The organism is Aeromonas sp. CU5 (assembly GCF_002586745.1).
GTDB classification, from domain to species: Bacteria; Pseudomonadota; Gammaproteobacteria; order Enterobacterales; family Aeromonadaceae; genus Aeromonas; species Aeromonas sobria.
On the sequence record NZ_CP023817.1, the window covers coordinates 564,600 to 583,289 of the forward strand.

Below are 18,690 nucleotides of genomic sequence, written 5' to 3' on the forward strand. Positions count from 1 at the left end.
TACCGATTGAAGCCGGTGGTGGAAGGGCTGGAGGGCGATAATCTGTGCCGGATCAATAAATTGAATCATTCGAGGGGGAGAAACGGCAAGGCCTCCGATATCGGAGGCCTTGTGGTAGGGCAATAACTGGCGAGGCTATGCAGGGCCATGCCGATCAGGGCAGGTCCAGGGTAAAGCGGGCGCCGCCGAGGGGGGATTCATCGACCCGGATCTGGCCGCCGTAGCTGTGGACGATCTCGGTCACTACCGCCAGCCCTATGCCCTGTCCGGGGGAGCTGTCGGCACGGACGCCGCGCTGGAAGATCTGCACCGATTTGGCCGGGTCTATGCCGGGGCCATCATCTTCCACTTCGATACGCAGTCGTTCAAGGTGACGAGACACAGTCACCCGGATCTCGCTGATGGCGAACTTGCAGGCGTTGTCGAGCAGGTTGCCCATCAGCTCCATCAGGTCGCCCTGTTCGCCGTGAAACAGGGCGTCGTCGTCGAACTTGAAGTGGGTTTGCAGCTTCTTGTGGCGATAGACCTTGGTCAGGCTGGCGAGCAGCTTTTCAATCAGCGGCACCGGTTCGGAGCCCTTGCTGGCAAGGCGCTGGCGGCCGGTGACTGCGCGTCTGAGCTGGTACTGGATCATCTGATCCATGGTGAGGATCTGTTCGTTGATGTTGTCGTGGATCTCCCGCCCCAACTTGATCTCCTGGGTGGTCATCTGGATCAGCGCCAGCCGGGTTTTCAGGCTGTGGGCGAGATCGTTGAGGGCGTGCTGGTAGCGCTGGGTCTGCTGGCGTTCGTTCTCCAGCAGCTGGTTGACCGAGTCGGTCAAGGGGGCCAGTTCCCGCTCAAATTCATTGGAGAGGGCATCCCGTTTGCCAGCCCGGATATCGTCGATCTGGCGGGCAATGGTGCGCAGGGAGCCGAGACTCCAGAAGGTCGTGAGCAGCAGCAGTCCGGCCAGCAGCAGGTAGGCGAGCAGCGCCTGACGGGCAATCTGGTAGAGGTAGGCGCGCGATTCGGCGTGATAACGCTTGGCCGAGTCGATCATCACCACGTAGTAGGCGGTGGTTCCGCTGCCGGGATTGCGGATAAAGCGCAGGCTATAGACGAAGTAGCTCTCGCCGTTCTTGATGGTGTGCTTCTTGAAGAAGTAGTCGAGATCCATCCCCCCAAGGTAGCGCATCAAGTCACCGCAGATGGTCTGTTTGGCCTTGATCACTTCCGGCATATGGAGGCTGGACCAGACCAGCTCGCCATCCGCTCGGCAGATCAGGGTATCGAGATTGCGATCGCCTGCATTACGGGACATCCGCCCCAGCTCGACTGTGGGCCCCTTGTCGTCCGGTTCGGTGGAGGAGAATAGCTTGGCCAGGTTCTCCTGCATCCGGGCGCTGGCTTTTTGGGTCTGCTCCTCGATGTGACCAATATAGAGGGCATACACCGCAAACCCCATGCTCAGCGCGATGACCAGCAGCGAGCTGAGCAGCAGTTTGATGTGCAGGGAGCGACGGATCATCTTGATGGGGCGCGGCAGATGAGAAAGCATCAGTTACACGAGAGGTTGAAGATGTAGCCCTGACGCCGGATGGTGGAGATGGGTTGAATCGTCCCTTCCGGATCCAGCTTCTTGCGCAGGCGGCTTACCATCACCTCAATGGTGTTGGGATCCCCTTCGCCATCACCGTAGAGCTGGTCGAGCAGTTGCTGCTTGGAGACTACCTGACGGGCATTGCGCATCAGGTACTCCAGAATGAGGTATTCAAAGCTGGTGAGCACCGATACTTCACCGGCGATGGTCAGCTCCTTGCGGGAGAGATCCAGCTCGTAATCACCGGCCTTTACCTTGGGTGAAATAAAGCCGGCACTGCGGCGCACCAGCGCATTGAGGCGGGCCAGCAGCTCATCTTTCTGGAACGGTTTGACCAGATAGTCATCAGCACCTGCTTCCAGCCCTTCGACCTTGTCCTGCCAGTTGCCACGAGCGGTCAGCACAATGATGGGGAAGGAGATCTGCCGTTCGCGCAGTTGACGGATCAGTTGCAGGCCATCCATGTCGGGCAGGCCAAGATCAATGATCGCTACATCAATGGGGTAGTCAGCGGCGTAGTGCAGTGCAATACCTGCCTGATCGGTGCTGTAGACCTGATTGTCGGCTTCGGTCAGCAGGGAGGAGAGGTGGTGATTGAGCAGCTTGTCGTCTTCGACCAATAAAATTTTCATGATGTGAACGGTCATAGGGGTCCGGGCTGCCAATTAGAAAGTGAATGTCGCTTCGAGTCAATTCGAATCCTATCTTGCCACTCCTGTATCGGGACTGAATCAGGGGGCTTCAGAGTTTGCGGCAACTGGTCGTTTATCCATTGTCCGTTGTTGTCGATGGCGCTTTGGTCAGTTCAATGCTGATCGCCATGCTGCGAAAGGTTTGACGAAATGAGAAAGGTAGCCGGAACGTGGCTGGCGCGGCTGAAGGGTCGGGAGCGCAGCGACTTCCTCTATATTGTCTGGCTCTGCTGGGGTGGAGCCTTGCTGCTCTACGCGCTGGGGTCACCCTGTTTTCTGTGGCCAGTGGCGCCGATGCTGCTGGTTCTGCTTGTGTGGTTGGTGGAGAGAGTCCGGATGTTTGGAAGAAAAAATGGTGGTGCGGCTGCTGCTTCGGTTGGGGCGACTGTGATTGCTGCCGGTGCCCGCTTCAAGGGCGACATGCAGGTTGAGGGGGATCTGGAGGTGCGCGGTCACGTCAATGGCACCATCCAGCTCACTGGTGGTGTGCTGCGCATCATGCAGGGCGGCAGTGTTGAGGGGGATGTGAGTGCTCCCCACGTGATCATCAATGGCCTGCTGGAGGGGACGTGCACCTCTGCCGAGGTGGAGATCCTGGAGAGCGGCAAGATGCAGGGGATTTTCAAGGGGGGGAGCCTCTCCATCTGCAAGGGTGGCAACTTTGTCGGCCAGTCCCAGCCCACCGTTGCCGGCAAGGCCGATCCCGTGTTGCAAGCCTTGTCTGAAAACCGATCGCCAGAGAGCAAGCAGCCGGAGAACAAGAACAATGTGAAAAAGTTGCCGCAAGAGCCGAAAGGCAAGGTGGCGGAGGTGCTGGCCAAGCAGGCATAAGGCTCTTTGCCAGCCATGCAGATAACAAGAGGGGGCCACGATGGCCCCCTCTGCGTTTTTCTGTTTCTCGTTAGCTGCGGCGCGGCGGCAGCATATTGGTGAGGGTGTTGTCTTTGAGAATATGGTGGTGATAGAGAGCTGCCAACGTGTGCAGGCCGATCAGGGCATAGCCGACATCGCCGAGGGTTTCGTGCACCTCCTTGATCAGCCCTTTGAGATCCGGGTTGGGGGCGAGCAGGGCCGGCAGCTCAAGCCCGAAGAAGGGGATGGGCTTGCCCGCGGCGCTCAGCAGCAGCCAGCCAAACAGCGGGGTGAGAATGAGAAAGCCGTAGAGGGCGAGGTGGGCCAGTTTTGCCAGTTTGTGCATCATCGGCGAGAGCTCGGGCACGATACGGGGTGTCGGGCTCATCCTGCGCACTACCAGCCTGACAAGCACCAGGGCGAAGATCAGCAACCCCAGCATAAAGTGCCACTGCTTCATCAGGTCGCGGCCCGGGTCCCCTTTGGGGAAGATGTCGCGAAATTCGATCAGGGCGTAGACGGCGATCATCGCCACCAGGGTCAGCCAGTGCAGCCCGATACTCAGGGTGCCGTAGCGTTTTTCACTGTTCATCAGCATAGGTTTGTTCCTTTGAAGTGTTGTCACATCCGTGTGGCATCCCCGCACTCAAACGTGTCGGGGCGAGGCCAGATCCCTTGGCGGCAACAGCCGGGCTGCCACGTTTGCCATAAACCGGCAGCCTGCCGCTGGCATCAGTCAGAGAGGAGATGCCCTCTACTGTCTACATGGTATCACTGGCAACCGGGTGGATAGTCTGATCAATGCCACACAATTTACAGGCTCATTAAGCCCCTTGTGATGTGAAGGCGGCGTGAAATCGGCGACGTGAAATAGCATCAGCGATGGTGGATGACCTTTCGGCCCGCCAAGGATCAGGCGGGCTCGATAGCCAGCACCAGACACGCAGGCTCGCTGATGCGGAAACGGACGTTGCAGTCAAACAGCCGCACTCCGTACTCCTTGTCATCTGGCTTGCCCTTCTTGTAAGCGGGGCGCGGATCTTGTGCCAGCACTTCGCTCACCAGCTGGCGCAGCTCGGGATGGGCCTTGAGCCAGGGTTGCAGCTGCTGCTCGGCCTCGGCACTGAAACTCACCGCCAGCGGCGGAGTGGGGGCGTCGGGAGCAAAGCCGCCCCGGGCATTCGGCAGGCTGTCGGCATAGGGGATATAGGGTTTGATATCGATGATGGGGGTGCCATCGAGCAAATCCACCGCCCCCAGCTCCAGCCACAGCTTGCCCCGCTCGCGGCCAACCCCGTGCAACTCGACTACCGAGAGGCCGAGGGGATTGGGGCGGAAGGTGGAGCGTGTGGCAAAGACGCCGACCCGTTCGTTGCCGCCAAGGCGCGGCGGGCGCACCGTCGGGTGCCAGCCCTGCGCCATGGTCTGGTGAAACACGAAGCTGAGCCACAGATGGGAGAACTGCTCGATGCCGCGCAGCACATCCGGCTGATCGTAAGGGGGGAGCAGCTCGAGGCGGGCACGGGCTGATTTGACCAGACCGGGCTGGCGGGGGATGGCGAACTTCTCCTTGTAGGGAGAGCGGATAACCCCGAGGGTGTCGATTTCGAACTTCATGGCGGATCCTGACTGAAAACCCCGGCAATTTAGCACAGGCGGCCCCAAAACGCAGGCTCTGCCTCATTACGCCCATTTCTGCTGCGCTGCCGTGATCCCTGTCCCATCCCGGCCAGTCGGGGGCTGTGCCGTACCGTCAAGTTGCGTAGGGTGGAGGCAACGGGAGTATCAGGATGAAATGTGCGCACTCGCGCCGACGGGGAGGGAGAGGGATGAAACTGCTGATTATCGGTGGCACCGGCTTTTTGGGGCGCCACCTCACTGCGCTGGCGTTGAATTGGGGCCATCAAGTGACGCTGTTCAATCGTGGTCAGCGTCAGCACCCTGATTGGCCTGATCTGGTGCAACTCACCGGTGATCGAGACAAGGATCTGGGGGCGTTGCAAGGAGAGGGGTTGCGTTGGGATCTGGCCATCGACACCTGCTGCTATCGCCCCGAACAGGCGGCGAGCCTCTCGGCAGCCTTGCTCGGGCGCTGTGAGCGGCTGATCTTTATCTCCACCATCAGCGTCTATCGCGATTTCTCTCTGCCCGGGATGGATGAGTCGGCGCCGCTGCACCCTATCCCCGCAGGGGAGATGCCCAGCGACTATGGCCCTCTCAAGGTATTGTGCGAGGCGCAGTATCGCGCCCACTGGGGGGAGCGGCTTTGCATCCTGCGCCCGGGCGTGTTGTGCGGCCCCCATGATCCCACCGGCCGCATGGCGTGGTGGGTGAAGCGGGTGCAGCAGGGGGGGCCCTGGTTGCTGCCGGGCAGTGGTGAGGATCGCTTGCAGTATCTCGATGTACGCGACTGCGCCGAGTTTGTGCTGCGCGCCGCCGAGCAGCAGCTGGGGGGCATCTTCAACCTGCTCAAGCCCGGCATTACCCTGAGCGACTGGCTGGAGCGGCTGAGCGCCCGCTTGCCACCAGCCAGCCCCATCCAGCCCGAGTGGCTGCCCTGGCCGACCCTGATTGCGGCCGGTATCGAGCCCTGGCAGAGCTATCCCACCTTGCTGCCCTGCGAGCAGGCGGAGTTTGCCGGTTATGGCTCGGTCAGTGCCGAGGCGGCCATCGTCCATGGTTTGAATTTCCGGCCACTGGAGGAGACCGCCGTCGATCTGGCCAACTGGCTGGCCATCGAGCCTGCCGCCGGGGTGGCAACGAATGCCATGACTCTGGCCCAAGAGGCCTTGCTGCGGCAGCAGTTGCTGGAGCCCAGCGTGCTATAAGAAATTGGCGTGCTGATCGAGCCGCTGCTGCCGAGAAGGGCAGTTGTGCGAACATAACGAGAGAGGGCATCCCGCGGGATGCCCTCTCTGTCTATCCATGCCAGATGGCTGCCGAAGAGCGGCTGACTCGATTCCCTATCGCTCCGTCTTCGCTCGCCGTCCTAACGAATGGCGGCGCCAGCGGCTACCAGCAGCTCTTTCAAGATGGTGCGATGGCAGCGGGACTCCTGCTCGCAGTAGCAGCCCACGGACAGATTGGTGGTGTGGGAGAGGGCGGCCAGCAGCGCCAGATCGTGCCTGGCGGCAGGTTGCGCCATCTCGGCCTTGTACTGCTTGCCAAACGCCGCCCACTGGGCAGGCGTCTCGGCAGCCTGACCCAGCTTCATGGTCTAGCTGCTGGGGGCGAGGTTGGGAAACCAGACGTCGTACCAATGCTGGCTGGCAAATTCGCTCTTGGGTACGCCGCGGGGTGGGCGGCGCACCGTGCCGATCCGCAGCCCCTCATCGGGCTGGCGCGGGCTGCCAAGGCGAACGATGGCGAGGGCCATGGCAGCGACTTACTTCTCTTCGGCCACTTTCAGCGCCTGCCCGTAGCAGATCACTTGTCTCAGGCAGCCCGGGGTGTCGCTGAATTCGGCGCATTTGTCGATGGTGACGCCGTTGCCGCCCATGTCGGCTGCACGTCGGCGGGCCAGGGTGCGGGCATCACCGGCGTTGGGCACCGGCTGGTTGGCATCGGCCTGGCAGGATTCACCCTCGATGGTGCCGAGGTAGAGGTAGTTGAGGTCAGCCAGCTCATCTTGTTCGTAGATGCGCACGCTACCGGGTTTGAAGTATTCGTCGAAGTTCTCTTTATCCAGATTGCTGTTAAAGGCGTAGTTGGCACAACCGGAGGCAATCAGGGGCATCATCAGGATCAGGCGTTTCATCATCTCGTATCTTGTGTCGGCGATGAAGACAGTAGAAAGGCGCAGGCGATCCATGTCGGCATCTTGTTGAATAATGAGGGGGACATTATAGGGGCCAGCCGCCTGTGGCGACCAGCCCCGTTTTGCGCCCGGGTGTCAGGGTGTTACCCCCATCAGTCTGATATCAGGCTGATATCAGACCGGAGCCAGCCGTTGGTAGAGGCTACGGTAGTAATCATCCGCCAGCAACTCGTGGTGAGGGGCGCAGAGGCGGATCTGCCCCTCTTCCATCAGGGCAATCCGGTCCATCTGCTCCATCCCCAGCAGGCGGTGGGAGATCAGCAGCAAGGTGCGATCCGCCCCCAGCTTGAACAGCAGATCGATGATCTCCCGCTCGGTCTTGCTGTCGAGCCCTTCGGTCGGCTCATCGAGTAGCCAGAGCGGCGCATCGTGCAGCAGGGCGCGGGCAAGACCGATGCGGCGACGCTCGCCACCGGAAAGCGGCCTGCCGCCGTCGCCCAGCCAGGCGTTGAGGCCCGCCTCATCTTCCAGCAGATTGGCCAGCCCGACCTGGGTCAGTACCGCAATCAGCTGCTCGTCAGTGGCGGTCGGTGCGGCCAGCTTGAGGTTGCCGCGCAGGGTATCGGCAAACAGGTGCACCCGCTGGCTCACCACTGAAATAGATGCGCGCAGTGCCCCTTCGCTGTAGTCGGTGAGTGGTTTGCCATCGAGCATGATCTTGCCTGCTTGCGGGCTCCACTCTCGGGTCAGCAGTCCCATCAGAGTCGATTTGCCGCAGCCGGTCTGACCCAGCAGCGCCAGCTTTTGGCCTGCTTGCAGTTGCAGGGTGCAGCCGCGCAGCACCGGCTGGGTGTTGCCGGGATAGCCGAAGTAGAGGTCACTGATCTGCAGCGTGCCACCGGTGGCGTGGGTCTGCTCGTCGCCCCATTCGGGGGCCTTGGCCTCTTGCAAAATTTCATTCAAACGGCGAGCCGAGGTGAGGCTGGTGGAGAGGTGCTGGAAGGCACCCGCCAGCGGCATCAGTGCCTCGAAGCTTGCCAGGGTGGCAAACACCATCAGCGCGGTAATGGGGTCGGGCGTAGCACCCGCTACCCCATGACCGGCCAGCCAGAGCATCAGGGTCAGGGTCCAGCCACTCAGCAGCTGCACCGAGAAGTTGGCCAGTCCGCTTACCTTGGCCATGCGGGCCTGTGCGGCGAGCAGCGCCTGTTCGGCCTGTTGCAGCTCAACCAGCGCCTTGGGGGCGGCGGCAAACATCTGCAGCTCGGCCTGACCATCCAGATAGTCTACCAGCCGAGTGCGCAGGGTCGATTTCTCGGCAATCAGCGCCTGACCGGGGCGACGACCGAGGAAGTAGAACACCAGCGGCAGGGCGATCATGCCAAACAGCAGAATGGCACCGAGGATCAGGGCGAGGCGGCTATCAAAAAACGACAGGAAGAAGACCAAGCCAGCACAGCTGAGCAGGGCTGCGCCGATTGGGGTGATCAGCCGCAGATAGACGTGATCCATCGCATCGATGTCGGCCACCAGTCGGTTGAGCAGATCCGCTTGGCGGAAACCGGCCAGGGTGCCGGTGGAGAGCGGCGAGAGTTTTTGCCAGAACCAGACCCTCAGTCGGGTCAGCACCCGGAAGGTGGCATCGTGGCTCACCACCCGCTCACCCCAGCGACCGGCAGTGCGGATGATGGAGAAGAAACGCACGCCGCCAGCCGGGGTCATGTAGTTAAAAGCATGGGTGCTTGCAACTGTCATCCCCGCCACGGCAGCGGCGGAGAGGAACCAGCCGGAGAGGGAGAGCAGCCCCATGCCAGCGGCCAGGGTCACCAGTGCCAGCAGCAAGCCAATGGTGAGGCTGAGCCAGTGTTGGCGATAGAGGCGCAGAAATGGCAACAGATCAGTCATCGAGAGAACCTCCGGTACGTTGGGACAGCAGGTGGGCAAAAGGCCCTCCGGCCTGACTCAATTGCTGGAAGCTGCCTTGCTCCACCAGCTGGCCGCGCGCCAGCACCAGGATCTTGTCCATCTTGGTGAGCTGGTCGAGGCGGTGGGTGATCATCAGCAGGGTCTGGTTGGCGATGACCTGTTCGAGCGTGGTCATGATGGCGCGCTCGGAGTGGCGATCAAGACTGGCGGTCGGTTCGTCGAGCACCATCAGTTGGGTCGATTTGAGCAGGGTTCGCGCCAGCGCGAGGCGCTGGGCCTGACCGACCGAGAGGCCGCCCGCCTGATCGCCGACCGGATAGTCGAGCCCCTTCTCCATGGCAAATTCCCACGCCTGTGCCCGTTTCAGGGCATCTTCCAGCTCGCTGTCACTGGCCGTTGGCTTGGCCAGCAGCAGGTTGTCACGCAAGGAGGCGTGGAACAGCTGCGGGTTCTGCGAGAGCCAGCCCAATTGCAATCGCCACTGGGTCATGTCGAGGGAGGCGAGCTCCTGCCCGTTTACCTTGAGCTCGCCGCGATAGGGGGCAAAGCCAAGCAGGGCATTGACCAGCGAGCTTTTGCCTGCGCCGCTGACGCCGATGAGGGCGGTGCGCGAACCGGCCTCAAGGGTGAAGTCGATGGGGCCGACCAGTACCTTGCCTTCGGCGCTCAGCACCTCAAGCCCTTTGGCTTCTACCTTGACCGGGCTGTCGGCCTGGAACGGGGTGTTGCCTGCAGCGGGTTCGCTCACCTCGGCTTCGAGGAACTCCAGCAACTGCTCGGCGGCGCCGATGGCCTGTGCCTTGGCGTGGTAGTGGGCGCCCAGTTCCCGCAGCGGGGCGTAGAACTCGGGGGCGAGAAACAGCACGAACAGGCCGGTAAAGAGGGTGACCTTGCCGCCATAGTGGCCAAAATTGAGGTGATCGATATAAGAGAAGCCGAAGTAGACGGCGACCAGTGCTACCGAGAGGGCGGCAAAAAATTCCAGCACGGCGGTACTGAGAAATGCAAGGCGCAGCACTTCCATGGTGCGCTCGCGAAAATCTTCTGAGGCATCGCGGATCGCTTCCCCTTCTGCCTGAGTGCGCATAAAGAGCTGCAGGGTGCGCAGCCCTTTCAGGCGATCAAGGAAGTGGCCAGAGAGGCGGGCCAGCGACTTAAAGTTGCGGCGGTTGGCATCAGCGGCGCCGACCCCTACCAGGATCATGAAAAATGGGATAAGGGGGGCGGTACCGAGCAAGATCAACCCAGCCGCCCAGTTGACCGGGAATACCGCCACCAGAATCACCACCGGAATAAAGACGGCGATGGCCATCTGCGGCAGATAGCGGGAGAAGAAATCCTGCATGTTTTCTATCTGTTCCAGCAACAGGCTGGCCCAGCTACCGGCCGGGCGGCGCTGGATATAGGCGGGGCCAAGCCGGCTAAGGCGGGTGAGCACCAGCTGGCGGATGGTCTGGCGCACCGCGCTGCCCGCCTTGAAACTGGCCACTTCGCGGCCATAGGCCAGCGCTGCCTTGCCAAGGGTCACCAGCAGCAGGGTAATAAAGAGCGTGATGGATTGTTCGGGAGTTGAGCCCTCGATAATAAAGCGGTGTAGCAGGGTTGCCAGCAACCAGGCTTGTGCCACCATCAGCATGCCTTGACCCAGGCCAAAAGCGATGGAGAGACTGATCCAGCGGCGACCGTGACTCGATTGCTTGCGCAACCAGCCATAGAGACGTTTTTGCGTTTTTTTATCCATTACCACCATCCTCGCGTCGAGTGGCGCAAGACTATCCTTGCCGTTTGGCCTTGGCAACCTTGTAAATTATCTGTGCTGAAAATGTTTGCTTGAAAAAGCAACCGACTGCTCAATCCTTGTCCGAACAGATTGATTTATTGAAAAAAGTGGCAAATGCGGCATTGCGCTCGGCGGCAAAATGCATATAGTAAGAGCCCTGACGCGGGTGTAGTTCAATGGTAGAACGGTAGCTTCCCAAGCTGCATACGTGGGTTCGATTCCCATCACCCGCTCCAACAATTTCAGATGCCAGGCGGGCATCGTATAATGGCTATTACCTCAGCCTTCCAAGCTGATGATGCGGGTTCGATTCCCGCTGCCCGCTCCAGCTTCAAAACAAAAAGCCCACTCCTGCGAGTGGGCTTTTTGTTTTCATCTTGTTCACCGTTTGACGCAACGATCACCGTATTTCTGCATTATCTCTGCATTAAGGGAAACCGCAGAGACAGAAAAGGCGCCGAGGGCGCCTTTTCAGATCAACAGCGTAGCGAGAGCTTATTCCTGCTCCAGCTCACCACAGAAACGGTAGCCTTCGCCGTGGATGGTGGCGATGATCTCCGGGGTGTCATTGACGCTTTCGAAGTGCTTGCGAATGCGACGGATGGTCACATCGACAGTACGATCATGGGGCTTGAGCTCACGACCTGTCATCTTTTTGAGCAGTTCAGCACGGGTCTGGATCTGGCCCGGGTTTTCGCAGAAGTGCAGCATGGCGCGGAACTCGGAGCGCGGCAGCTTGAACATGTCGCCAGTCGGGCTGACCAGTGCGCGGCTATTGATATCCAGCGCCCAGCTGTTGAACAGGTAACGCTCAACCAGCTTCTTCTCTTCGCCACCGGCTGCCACGTTCATGGTGCGGCTCAGCAGGTTACGGGCACGGATGGTCAGCTCGCGGGGGTTGAACGGCTTGGTGATGTAATCATCTGCGCCGATCTCCAGGCCCAGAATTTTATCCACTTCGTTGTCGCGACCGGTCAGGAACATCAGAGCGATGTTGTCGTTTTCACGCAGCTCACGAGCCAGCAGCAGGCCATTCTTGCCTGGCAGGTTGATGTCCATGATCACCAGATTGATGGTGTGGGAGGTGAGAGCTTGATGCATCTCATCGCCATTATTGGCTTCAAGAACCGCGTAGCCTTCTGCTTCGAAAATGCTTTTCAGGGTATTGCGTGTGACCAGTTCGTCTTCGACGATCAGAATGTGTGGTGTTTGCATGAGTATTCCCAGATTCTTATCAGTTAATTATCTTAAATTTAACACTCTTTGGCGTTTCAAACCGATTTCCTGACGGATCCTGAAAATTTATTACGTCATCCTGGGTATGCGTGTCAGGTCGGAATATCGCGAATTAGGCATTGGTACCGGCAAGTATCCCTGTGCCACTTATAGGTTCTCGACAAGTCTGGTCGAGCAGAGCCTGGAAAGGTCATCCATTACGAAAGTGGCCGCATTTTATCAGTTAACAGGAGCATAACAACACTCTTTGCTGTCAGATAGCAACTTTTTAACTCTGTTTTGATATAGGTCAAACCCTGGCATAGCGGCATCATACTTGGCCTGAACCGCATTTTCGCCCTTATAAAATGTAATGGAATGTAACATGTGATTGACATGATTTTGTGGGAAAACTACAAGAAAATCTGCTTTATCGCGCCATTTGAGACACCATGCTGGCCTGGGTTTGCCATTATCACCGCCTGGAACCCTGTCAGTCAGCGGGTCGGTGAGCGGCGCAATCGACGGCGGGAACGGGCACTGTGGCGTCTGTTGACGTTGGAACTGCAGGCTGCGGTGGCGGGTCCGTTTTGGGGATCTGACCCGGACGAGTGTTGGCAGGAGTCATCGCTGGCAGTGGCGCTATCCCTGCCGCAAGCCCGTCAGGTGGCAGCCCGTTTTGGCCAGAATGCCATCTACTGGGTGGAGGATGGCCAGCTCTGGCTGGTGCCGGTATTGACCGATAAATCAGCAGTTTGTCTGGGCAATATTGAATCCTTCTGGATTGCCAGAAACCTTGCCTGATGAAAGAATGAACACCTTCATGTATCTGAAAGGAATCTAATCATGCTGGATCTCTTGCCCGACCTCTGTGATCAGCACGGCGACCTGCTGCAAGTGGCTGACCCGGTGTTTCAGGATTTTGGCGGTAAGGCCATCTTCTATGGTCGCGCCGTGACTCTCTCCTGTTACGAAGATAACAGTCTGGTGCGGGAACTGGTGACCCGACCCGGCCAGGGCAAGGTGATGGTGATCGACGGTGGTGGCTCGCTGCGCCGTGCACTGCTTGGCGATCAACTGGCCATTAAAGCGGTGGAGCAGGGGTGGGAGGGGATCCTGATCCACGGCGCGGCGCGGGATGTCGGTACTCTGGCAACCCTGGCGCTCGGGGTCAAGGCGCTGGCGGCTTGTCCGGTCAAGACCGAGAAGCGGGGGCTGGGTGAGTTAGGGGCCGTGGTCAGCTTTGCCGAGGTGACCATCCACGAAGGGGATTACGTCTATGCGGATCGCAACGGCGTGGTGGTGAGCGCCACACCGCTGCTGTGATCATCAGAAGTTGAAACCGACCCCGAGGCTCAACGCTTGATCTGCGGTGAAGGCACTGACGCCATAGTTGGCAGTGAGGGAGAGTCTTGGGGTCAGCAGCAGGCTGGAGTTGAGCTCCAGCAATGTGCTGCCCTGAGTAAGGTCGAGATGCTTGATCTGGCTGCCGATATTGAGCTCGGGTGATAGCTGGTAACGTACCCCTGAGCTCATATTGAAACCCGATTGGCGATTTTGATCCGCCACCGCTGGCCCCGCTTCCATAAAGAGGGTCACATCATCCACCACCGGATATTGATAGCCGCTATTGACCAGCCAGAGATCAAAACTGTCGCTGCGATGGCTATGGCCGTTGAGCAGCACCCCCGAGTAACTTTTGACATAAAGAGACGGGTTGGATTGTGGCTGGACCACTGCCCAGTCGGCGGCCTGTACGGCCATGCTGGCGCAGGATGCAAGCAGTGTGATGATGAGCTGTTTGACCATTCTTTTCCCCTCCCTAGGTCCGGAACTGAGCCTAAGCATGGCACAAGCATGGCACATGCCAGTTGGGAGTAAAGTGAAGCGTGATCACAATTAAATCCTTTGGCATGGTCGCTGACCATGATAAACAGGCTGCCGTATTGATGGCTCCATTTATTAAGAGGTGAATCCATGAACAAGAAACTGACTCTGCTGGCCGCGCTGGCTCTGGGAGGCTGCGCAATGGCAACAGGTTCCAGCATGGCTCAACTGCAAGCATCCAGCTGGCAGCTGCAAGGCGCCACCGGCGATACCTTCACCCTGCAAGTTGCTGATGGCAACGTGGCGGGCAAGGGCGGCTGCAACCGCTATTTTGGCGGTATCACCCAGCAGGGTGACGGTGTCTTGACGCTGGGTGCCATGGGGGCAACCCGCATGATGTGCATCGGCGATGATATGAACAAAGAGATGGAGTACCTGCAAAAGTTGGAGAAGGTGGCTACCTATTCCATCAAGGGTAACCAGCTGACCCTGAGCGATGCCAACAAGGCTGCCCTGCTCACCTTCAACGCCATGCCTGCCACCAAGTAACGGCATACGGTATTTGATGACCTTCACTGGTCATACGTTCAGAGCCACCCGTCGGGTGGCTCTGTTTTTATGGCCAGATTTTCGCTCTGCCCGGATGGGCTAGCTGTGTAAACCCACTAGCTTGCTCAGGTTGTCGCCACCGTCTCATCGGGTGAGGTGATGGTGGTGGGCAGTTTATCGATCCGCACCGCCGCGACCTTGAACTCGGGGATCTTGGCGTGGGGGTCGGTGGCATTGATGGTGAGTCGGTTGGCCGGGGCTTCGGCAAAGTGGAACGGGATGAACACCACGCCCTGCTGCATCCGTTTGGTGACGAAGGCGGGCAGTTCGATATGGCCGCGGCGACTGGTGACCTTCACCTGCTCGCTGTTGCTGACGCCCAACCGCTGCGCATCCACCACGCTCATCATCACCCGCGGGCCTGCCAGCTTGTCGAGCCCCTTGGTCTTGCGGGTCATGGTGCCGGTGTGGAACTGCTCCAGCAGGCGGCCGGTGGTGAGCACGATGGGATAGGTTTCGTCGGGCAGTTCGGCGGCATAGCGGAACGGGGTGGCGACCATCGCTCCCTTGCCACGGGTGAACTGCTTGCTGTGGAGCAGGCGAGTGCCTTCGGGAGCAGCGTCGTTGCAGGGCCACTGTAATCCCTCCGGTCCCACCTTATCCCACTGGATGCCAGCGTATTGCGGGGTGACCCGGCAGATCTCGGCGGTGATCTCCTGCGGGTTTTGATAGCGCCAGTCGCCGCCCATGGCGTTGGCGATCTGCTGGATGATCCACCAATCCTCCCGCGCCTCGCCCGGCGCCTTGAGGGCGGGGGAGATGCGCTGCACCCGTCGCTCGGTGTTGGTGAAGTGGCCGCTCTTCTCGGCAAAGGAGCAGGAGGGGAGCACCACATCGGCGAGCTGGGCGGTTTCCGAGAGGAAGATATCCTGCACCACCAGAAACTCCAGCTGCTTGAGCCCCTCGATGACGTGATGCTGATCCGGATCGCTCAGCACCGGGTTCTCCCCCATCACGTAGAGCCCCTTGAGGCTGCCCGCGCAGGCGGCATCGATGGTCTCGGTGAGGGTGAGGCCGGGCGTGCGCGGCAAGTTTGGCTGCTGCCAGGCGGCCACGAAACGGGCATGCACCTCGGGGTTGGCCACCTTCTGATAGCCGGGGAGGCAGTTGGGCAGCGCCCCCATGTCACAGGCACCCTGCACGTTGGACTGGCCCCGCAGCGGGTTGATGCCACCCCCTTCGATGCCGATGTTGCCGCACAGCAGTTGCAGGTTGGCAATGGCCCGCACGTTGTCGTGGCCGGTGGTGTGCTGGGTGATCCCCATGGAGTAGTAGATGGCGGTGCGCTCGGCGGTGCCGATGAGGCGGGCGAGCTCGATCACCTGCTCGGCCGGTACGCCGGTGACGAGGGCCACCTTGTCCGGTGCATAGGCGGGGGAGAGCACCTCCGCTTGCAGCGCGTCGAACCCTTCCACCCGCTCGGCGATATAGGCCTGGTCGTGCCAGCCGTGCTGGATGATCTGCTGCATCAACCCGTTGAGCAGCATCACGTCGGTGCCGGGGCGATGGGCCAGATAGAGGCTGGCGTGGTCCGCCATCTCGATCCGTTTCGGATCGGCCACTACCAGCCGGGCCTTGCCCGTGGTGACGGCCCGCTTGATATGGGAGCCGATGATGGGGTGGGCCGCCGAGGTGTCGGAGCCGATGATGAAGATGAGATCCGAGTGGTCGATGCTCGGGATGTCGTTGGTCATGGCGCCGCTGCCGAGGGACGCCTCCAGCCCGGTGACGGTGGAGGCGTGGCAGAGCCGCGCGCAGTGATCCACGTTGTTGGTGCCCAGCTCCCGGCGCATGAACTTCTGGAACAGGTAGTTCTCTTCGTTGGTGGTTTTGGCCGAAGAGAAGCCCGCCAATGCATCGCTGCCATAGCGCTGGCGCAGGGCGGTGAAACGCTCGGCCACCAGGGCGATGGCCTCCTGCCAGCTGGCGGGCACCAGCTCGCCATCTTTGCGGATAAGCGGGGTGGTGAGGCGCTCCTCGCTCTGGATAAAGTCAAAGCCGAAGCGCCCCTTGACGCAGAGCAGCCCCTGATTGACCGGCGAGTTGCGGTTCCCCTCCACATAGCGGATGCGGTTGCGCGCCTCATCGACATAGAGGGTGACGCCGCAGCCGACCCCGCAGTAGGTGCAGATGGTATTGACCGGCGTGAGCAGCTCGGTGCGCCCCTGCGACTTGTCGCGGGCATCCACCAGGGCGCCGGTGGGGCAGACCTGTACACAGGTGCCGCACTGCACGCAGTGGGAGTCGCCCATTGCCAGCCCGGCATCGAACTGCGGGCGGTTCGAGAGGGTGCCATCGCTGTTTTTGGCAAAGTGCAGCACCCCCTGTACCGCCTGTTCGCCACAGGTCTGCACGCACTGGCCGCAGCCGATGCAGCGGTTGGCATCGAACACGATAAATTCGCTGCTGTTATCCACTGCAAACTTCTGGCACTGGCTGGTATCGAGGGCGCGCTGGTCGACCTTGTATTCGGTGGCGTAGTCGCGTAGCGCACAATCTGTGTTGGCCTGACAGCCGCACTCCAGGCAGCGGCTGGCTTCGCTGCGGGCATCCTGGTCACTGATGCCGCGCTCTACCTCGGCAAAGCTGCCCTCGCGATCCTTATCTGCCAAATGAGGCATGATGCTGCGGGCGACTTTTTTCAGGTGAGCAAACTGGGCGGGATCCACCTGCTTGAGTTTGGGGGCCTTGCAGGCGTTGAAGGGGCGAACCGGATCAACCATGTCACCGTGGAGGAACTGATCGATGGCCAGTGCGGCCTTGCGGCCATCGGCGACTGCCTCGATGGCGGTGGCCGGTCCACGGCGCAGATCGCCGATGGCAAACAGGTTGCCGTGGCCGCTGTGCATGGTCTCGGGGTGGGACTCCAGTGTCTGCCAGCGGGTGAAGGGGAGGGTGAGGGGCTCCCCTTCCATAAAGCTCAGATCCGGCTGCTGCGACACAGCCGCAATCACGGTATCGAACTCTTCGATGAGGAATTCGCCGGTGGGCTCGGGGCGGCGGCGACCGGAGGCGTCCGGCTCGCCGAGGGCCATCTTTTCGAGGCGCACCTGACAGACGCGACCACGGCTATCCGGCAGATTCTCCACCGGATTGGTCAGCATCATAAAGCGCACACCTTCCTGCTCCGCCTCGTCGATCTCGTACGCTTCTGCAGGCATTTCGGCGCGGGTGCGGCGATAGATCAGGGTGGTTTCCGCCCCCAGCCTCACCGCCGTGCGGGCGCAGTCGATGGCGGTGTTGCCGCCGCCGATCACCGCAACCCTCTTGCCGGTGGTGAGCCGCTTGGTGAGCATCTGATCCTTGAGGTAATCGACCCCGAGATAACAGCCGGCCAGGGTGCTGCCAGGGTAATCCATCGGTACGGCCTTGGAGGCGCCAACCGCCAGACAGACCGCATCATAGTCGCGGCACAGCGCCGAGAGGGAGAGCTGGTGGCCCAGTCGCTGCTCGGTGTGGATCCGCATGCCACTCTGGCACATCAGGTCGATCTCCTGATCGAGGATCGCCTTGGGCAGCCGGTACTCGGGGATGCCGTAGCGCAGCCAGCCACCCGCCTCGGGCATCGCCTCGAACAGGTCGACTTCAAATCCCTCGTAACCCAGATAGTAACCACAAGTGAGGCCGCCCGGGCCGCTGCCGATAATGGCCACCCGCTTGCCCTTGGCGGGCTTCTTGGCCGGTTGATAGGGGGCCGCATCGGCCAGATCGAGATCGGCGGCGTGGCGCTTGAGGTGGCGAATGGCAAGTGGCTCGTCCACTAGGGCGCGGCGGCACTGTGCCTCACAAAAAGCGGGGCAAACCCGGCCGATGGAGAGGGGCATTGGTAGGGTCTGCTTGATGACGGCCATTGCCGCCTGATGATCCCCCATGGCGATGTGGTGCAGATAGGATTGAATGTCCACCCCGGCCGGGCAGGCGCGCTGGCAGGGAGCCTCGCAATCGGCGTAGTGATCCGAGAGGATGCGACCGAGCGCCTGCTGGCGGTGGGTGCTCAGGGCATCGCTTTGCGTCGTGACCACCATTCCCGCCTCGGGGCGGATCTCGCAGGCGCGGCGGATGCCGAGTCCGGCAATCTCCACCACGCAGAGATCGCACGGTGTCTTGGGGGCGCTGGTGTTGTCACCGCACAGAGAGGGGATGTCGATCTGGTGCTGTTTGGCGATATGGAGCAGGGTCTGGGTCGGGTCAACCGTCAACTGAGCCCCATCGAGGGTGATGGTGATCATGGCGTCATAAACTCGCTTTCAAGGCGCAGAAAATGCTGCATCTGGCGGAGCCAGCAGGGGAAGCGACAGGGAGGCCGCTTGCTATACGCTCACCATAGCAAAGGTCATTTACAACTTTATTTGATTTTGGACAGGTTATTGCGCTAAACAAGAAAACGATTTCAGGGTGGTGGTGACGACCAGAGTTAGATGGACAAATGAGAAGTTTTCTTACTTTTCCC

General features: G+C 60.5%; 15 protein-coding genes, 2 tRNA genes and 1 pseudogene. 7 read left to right on the forward strand and 11 right to left on the reverse strand.

Translation table 11 applies throughout. The features are described 5' to 3' along the window. Nucleotides 1-154 precede the first annotated feature (154 nt). Both CK911_RS02560 and CK911_RS02565 read right to left on the reverse strand, forming a co-directional pair. Nucleotides 155-1,540: an ATP-binding protein gene (locus CK911_RS02560; RefSeq protein WP_042020739.1), complete on the reverse strand. Its 1,386-nt coding sequence runs from the start codon at nucleotides 1,538-1,540 to the stop codon at nucleotides 155-157. Beyond that, nucleotides 1,540-2,214: a response regulator transcription factor gene (locus CK911_RS02565; RefSeq protein ID WP_042020784.1), complete on the reverse strand. Its 675-nt coding sequence runs from the start codon at nucleotides 2,212-2,214 to the stop codon at nucleotides 1,540-1,542. Before CK911_RS02565 ends, CK911_RS02560 begins: the two co-directional genes overlap by 1 nt. A gap of 210 nt (nucleotides 2,215-2,424) precedes the next feature. Here CK911_RS02565 and CK911_RS02570 point away from each other — a divergent pair, with 210 nt between their 5' ends. Next, complete coding sequence (locus tag CK911_RS02570; protein ID WP_098968876.1) at nucleotides 2,425-3,105, forward strand: polymer-forming cytoskeletal protein; 681 nt, start codon at nucleotides 2,425-2,427, stop codon at nucleotides 3,103-3,105. 70 nt (nucleotides 3,106-3,175) lie between these two features. Here the strand turns inward: CK911_RS02570 and CK911_RS02575 are convergent, their stop codons facing one another. Continuing rightward, nucleotides 3,176-3,724 (reverse strand): cytochrome b, encoded by a 549-nt coding sequence (locus tag CK911_RS02575; protein ID WP_098968877.1) that lies wholly within the window; start codon nucleotides 3,722-3,724, stop codon nucleotides 3,176-3,178. A gap of 314 nt (nucleotides 3,725-4,038) precedes the next feature. Then, complete coding sequence (gene tsaA, locus CK911_RS02580) at nucleotides 4,039-4,743, reverse strand: tRNA (N6-threonylcarbamoyladenosine(37)-N6)-methyltransferase TrmO (RefSeq protein ID WP_098968878.1); 705 nt, start codon at nucleotides 4,741-4,743, stop codon at nucleotides 4,039-4,041. A gap of 212 nt (nucleotides 4,744-4,955) precedes the next feature. Between tsaA and CK911_RS02585 the strand changes: the two genes are divergently transcribed. Then, nucleotides 4,956-5,954, forward strand: a complete 999-nt coding sequence (locus CK911_RS02585) for an NAD-dependent epimerase/dehydratase family protein (RefSeq protein ID WP_098968879.1) — start codon at nucleotides 4,956-4,958, stop codon at nucleotides 5,952-5,954. A gap of 161 nt (nucleotides 5,955-6,115) precedes the next feature. Here CK911_RS02585 and CK911_RS02590 read toward each other — a convergent pair. From CK911_RS02590 to cydD, 4 genes and pseudogenes are all read right to left on the reverse strand, one after another. Then, nucleotides 6,116-6,502, reverse strand: a pseudogene (locus CK911_RS02590) (DUF488 domain-containing protein). 9 nt (nucleotides 6,503-6,511) lie between these two features. Beyond that, nucleotides 6,512-6,883 (reverse strand): Rcs stress response system protein RcsF, encoded by a 372-nt coding sequence (gene rcsF / locus CK911_RS02595; protein ID WP_098972397.1) that lies wholly within the window; start codon nucleotides 6,881-6,883, stop codon nucleotides 6,512-6,514. Nucleotides 6,884-7,057: 174 nt separating this feature from the next. Further along, nucleotides 7,058-8,788 (reverse strand): cysteine/glutathione ABC transporter ATP-binding protein/permease CydC, encoded by a 1,731-nt coding sequence (cydC, locus tag CK911_RS02600; RefSeq protein ID WP_098968880.1) that lies wholly within the window; start codon nucleotides 8,786-8,788, stop codon nucleotides 7,058-7,060. Continuing rightward, the gene (cydD, locus tag CK911_RS02605; protein WP_098972400.1) at nucleotides 8,781-10,550 is read right to left on the reverse strand and encodes a cysteine/glutathione ABC transporter permease/ATP-binding protein CydD; all 1,770 of its coding nucleotides are present in this window, start codon (nucleotides 10,548-10,550) and stop codon (nucleotides 8,781-8,783) included. The genes cydC and cydD overlap by 8 nt, the downstream gene beginning before the upstream one ends. A 201-nt stretch (nucleotides 10,551-10,751) precedes the next feature. Between cydD and CK911_RS02610 the strand changes: the two genes are divergently transcribed. Next, nucleotides 10,752-10,825, forward strand: a tRNA-Gly gene (locus CK911_RS02610). 17 nt (nucleotides 10,826-10,842) lie between these two features. Beyond that, nucleotides 10,843-10,917, forward strand: a tRNA-Gly gene (locus CK911_RS02615). 167 nt (nucleotides 10,918-11,084) lie between these two features. Here the strand turns inward: CK911_RS02615 and arcA are convergent. Next, on the reverse strand, nucleotides 11,085-11,804 hold the full coding sequence (gene arcA, locus CK911_RS02620; protein WP_042020749.1) for a two-component system response regulator ArcA: 720 nt from the start codon (nucleotides 11,802-11,804) through the stop codon (nucleotides 11,085-11,087). Nucleotides 11,805-12,200: 396 nt separating this feature from the next. Between arcA and CK911_RS02625 the strand changes: the two genes are divergently transcribed. Together CK911_RS02625 and CK911_RS02630 are read left to right on the forward strand one after the other, a co-directional pair. Continuing rightward, complete coding sequence (locus CK911_RS02625; RefSeq protein ID WP_098972402.1) at nucleotides 12,201-12,608, forward strand: DUF3293 domain-containing protein; 408 nt, start codon at nucleotides 12,201-12,203, stop codon at nucleotides 12,606-12,608. A gap of 42 nt (nucleotides 12,609-12,650) precedes the next feature. Next, a complete protein-coding gene (locus CK911_RS02630) occupies nucleotides 12,651-13,130 on the forward strand; it encodes a putative 4-hydroxy-4-methyl-2-oxoglutarate aldolase (RefSeq protein WP_098968881.1) in 480 nt (159 codons plus the stop codon). A gap of 3 nt (nucleotides 13,131-13,133) precedes the next feature. On the opposite strand, the gene CK911_RS02635 is transcribed toward CK911_RS02630, so the two are convergent. Beyond that, nucleotides 13,134-13,613, reverse strand: a complete 480-nt coding sequence (locus tag CK911_RS02635; RefSeq protein WP_098968882.1) for a hypothetical protein — start codon at nucleotides 13,611-13,613, stop codon at nucleotides 13,134-13,136. A gap of 168 nt (nucleotides 13,614-13,781) precedes the next feature. Between CK911_RS02635 and CK911_RS02640 the strand changes: the two genes are divergently transcribed. Continuing rightward, nucleotides 13,782-14,180 (forward strand): META domain-containing protein, encoded by a 399-nt coding sequence (locus tag CK911_RS02640; RefSeq protein WP_098968883.1) that lies wholly within the window; start codon nucleotides 13,782-13,784, stop codon nucleotides 14,178-14,180. Nucleotides 14,181-14,305: 125 nt separating this feature from the next. Here CK911_RS02640 and fdhF read toward each other — a convergent pair whose 3' ends face one another. Next, nucleotides 14,306-18,469 carry a formate dehydrogenase subunit alpha gene (fdhF, locus tag CK911_RS02645; protein ID WP_098968884.1) on the reverse strand — a complete coding sequence of 1,388 codons (4,164 nt, stop codon included), beginning with the start codon at nucleotides 18,467-18,469 and terminating at the stop codon, nucleotides 14,306-14,308. Nucleotides 18,470-18,690 lie beyond the last annotated feature (221 nt).

What these genes read in the sequence shown, in the direction of transcription:
- tsaA (WP_098968878.1), bottom strand. Translation starts at nt 4,743, where the DNA reads ATGAAGTTCGAAATCGACACCCTCGGGGTTATCCGCTCTCCCTACAAG.
- rcsF (WP_098972397.1), bottom strand. Translation starts at nt 6,883, where the DNA reads ATGAAACGCCTGATCCTGATGATGCCCCTGATTGCCTCCGGTTGTGCC.
- CK911_RS02630 (WP_098968881.1), top strand. Translation starts at nt 12,651, where the DNA reads ATGCTGGATCTCTTGCCCGACCTCTGTGATCAGCACGGCGACCTGCTG.
- CK911_RS02565 (WP_042020784.1), bottom strand. Translation starts at nt 2,214, where the DNA reads ATGAAAATTTTATTGGTCGAAGACGACAAGCTGCTCAATCACCACCTC.
- fdhF (WP_098968884.1), bottom strand. Translation starts at nt 18,469, where the DNA reads ATGATCACCATCACCCTCGATGGGGCTCAGTTGACGGTTGACCCGACC.
- CK911_RS02560 (WP_042020739.1), bottom strand. Translation starts at nt 1,540, where the DNA reads ATGCTTTCTCATCTGCCGCGCCCCATCAAGATGATCCGTCGCTCCCTG.
- CK911_RS02575 (WP_098968877.1), bottom strand. Translation starts at nt 3,724, where the DNA reads ATGCTGATGAACAGTGAAAAACGCTACGGCACCCTGAGTATCGGGCTG.
- cydC (WP_098968880.1), bottom strand. Translation starts at nt 8,788, where the DNA reads ATGACTGATCTGTTGCCATTTCTGCGCCTCTATCGCCAACACTGGCTC.
- CK911_RS02570 (WP_098968876.1), top strand. Translation starts at nt 2,425, where the DNA reads ATGAGAAAGGTAGCCGGAACGTGGCTGGCGCGGCTGAAGGGTCGGGAG.
- CK911_RS02625 (WP_098972402.1), top strand. Translation starts at nt 12,201, where the DNA reads ATGATTTTGTGGGAAAACTACAAGAAAATCTGCTTTATCGCGCCATTT.
- cydD (WP_098972400.1), bottom strand. Translation starts at nt 10,550, where the DNA reads ATGGATAAAAAAACGCAAAAACGTCTCTATGGCTGGTTGCGCAAGCAA.
- arcA (WP_042020749.1), bottom strand. Translation starts at nt 11,804, where the DNA reads ATGCAAACACCACACATTCTGATCGTCGAAGACGAACTGGTCACACGC.
- CK911_RS02585 (WP_098968879.1), top strand. Translation starts at nt 4,956, where the DNA reads ATGAAACTGCTGATTATCGGTGGCACCGGCTTTTTGGGGCGCCACCTC.
- CK911_RS02640 (WP_098968883.1), top strand. Translation starts at nt 13,782, where the DNA reads ATGAACAAGAAACTGACTCTGCTGGCCGCGCTGGCTCTGGGAGGCTGC.
- CK911_RS02635 (WP_098968882.1), bottom strand. Translation starts at nt 13,613, where the DNA reads ATGGTCAAACAGCTCATCATCACACTGCTTGCATCCTGCGCCAGCATG.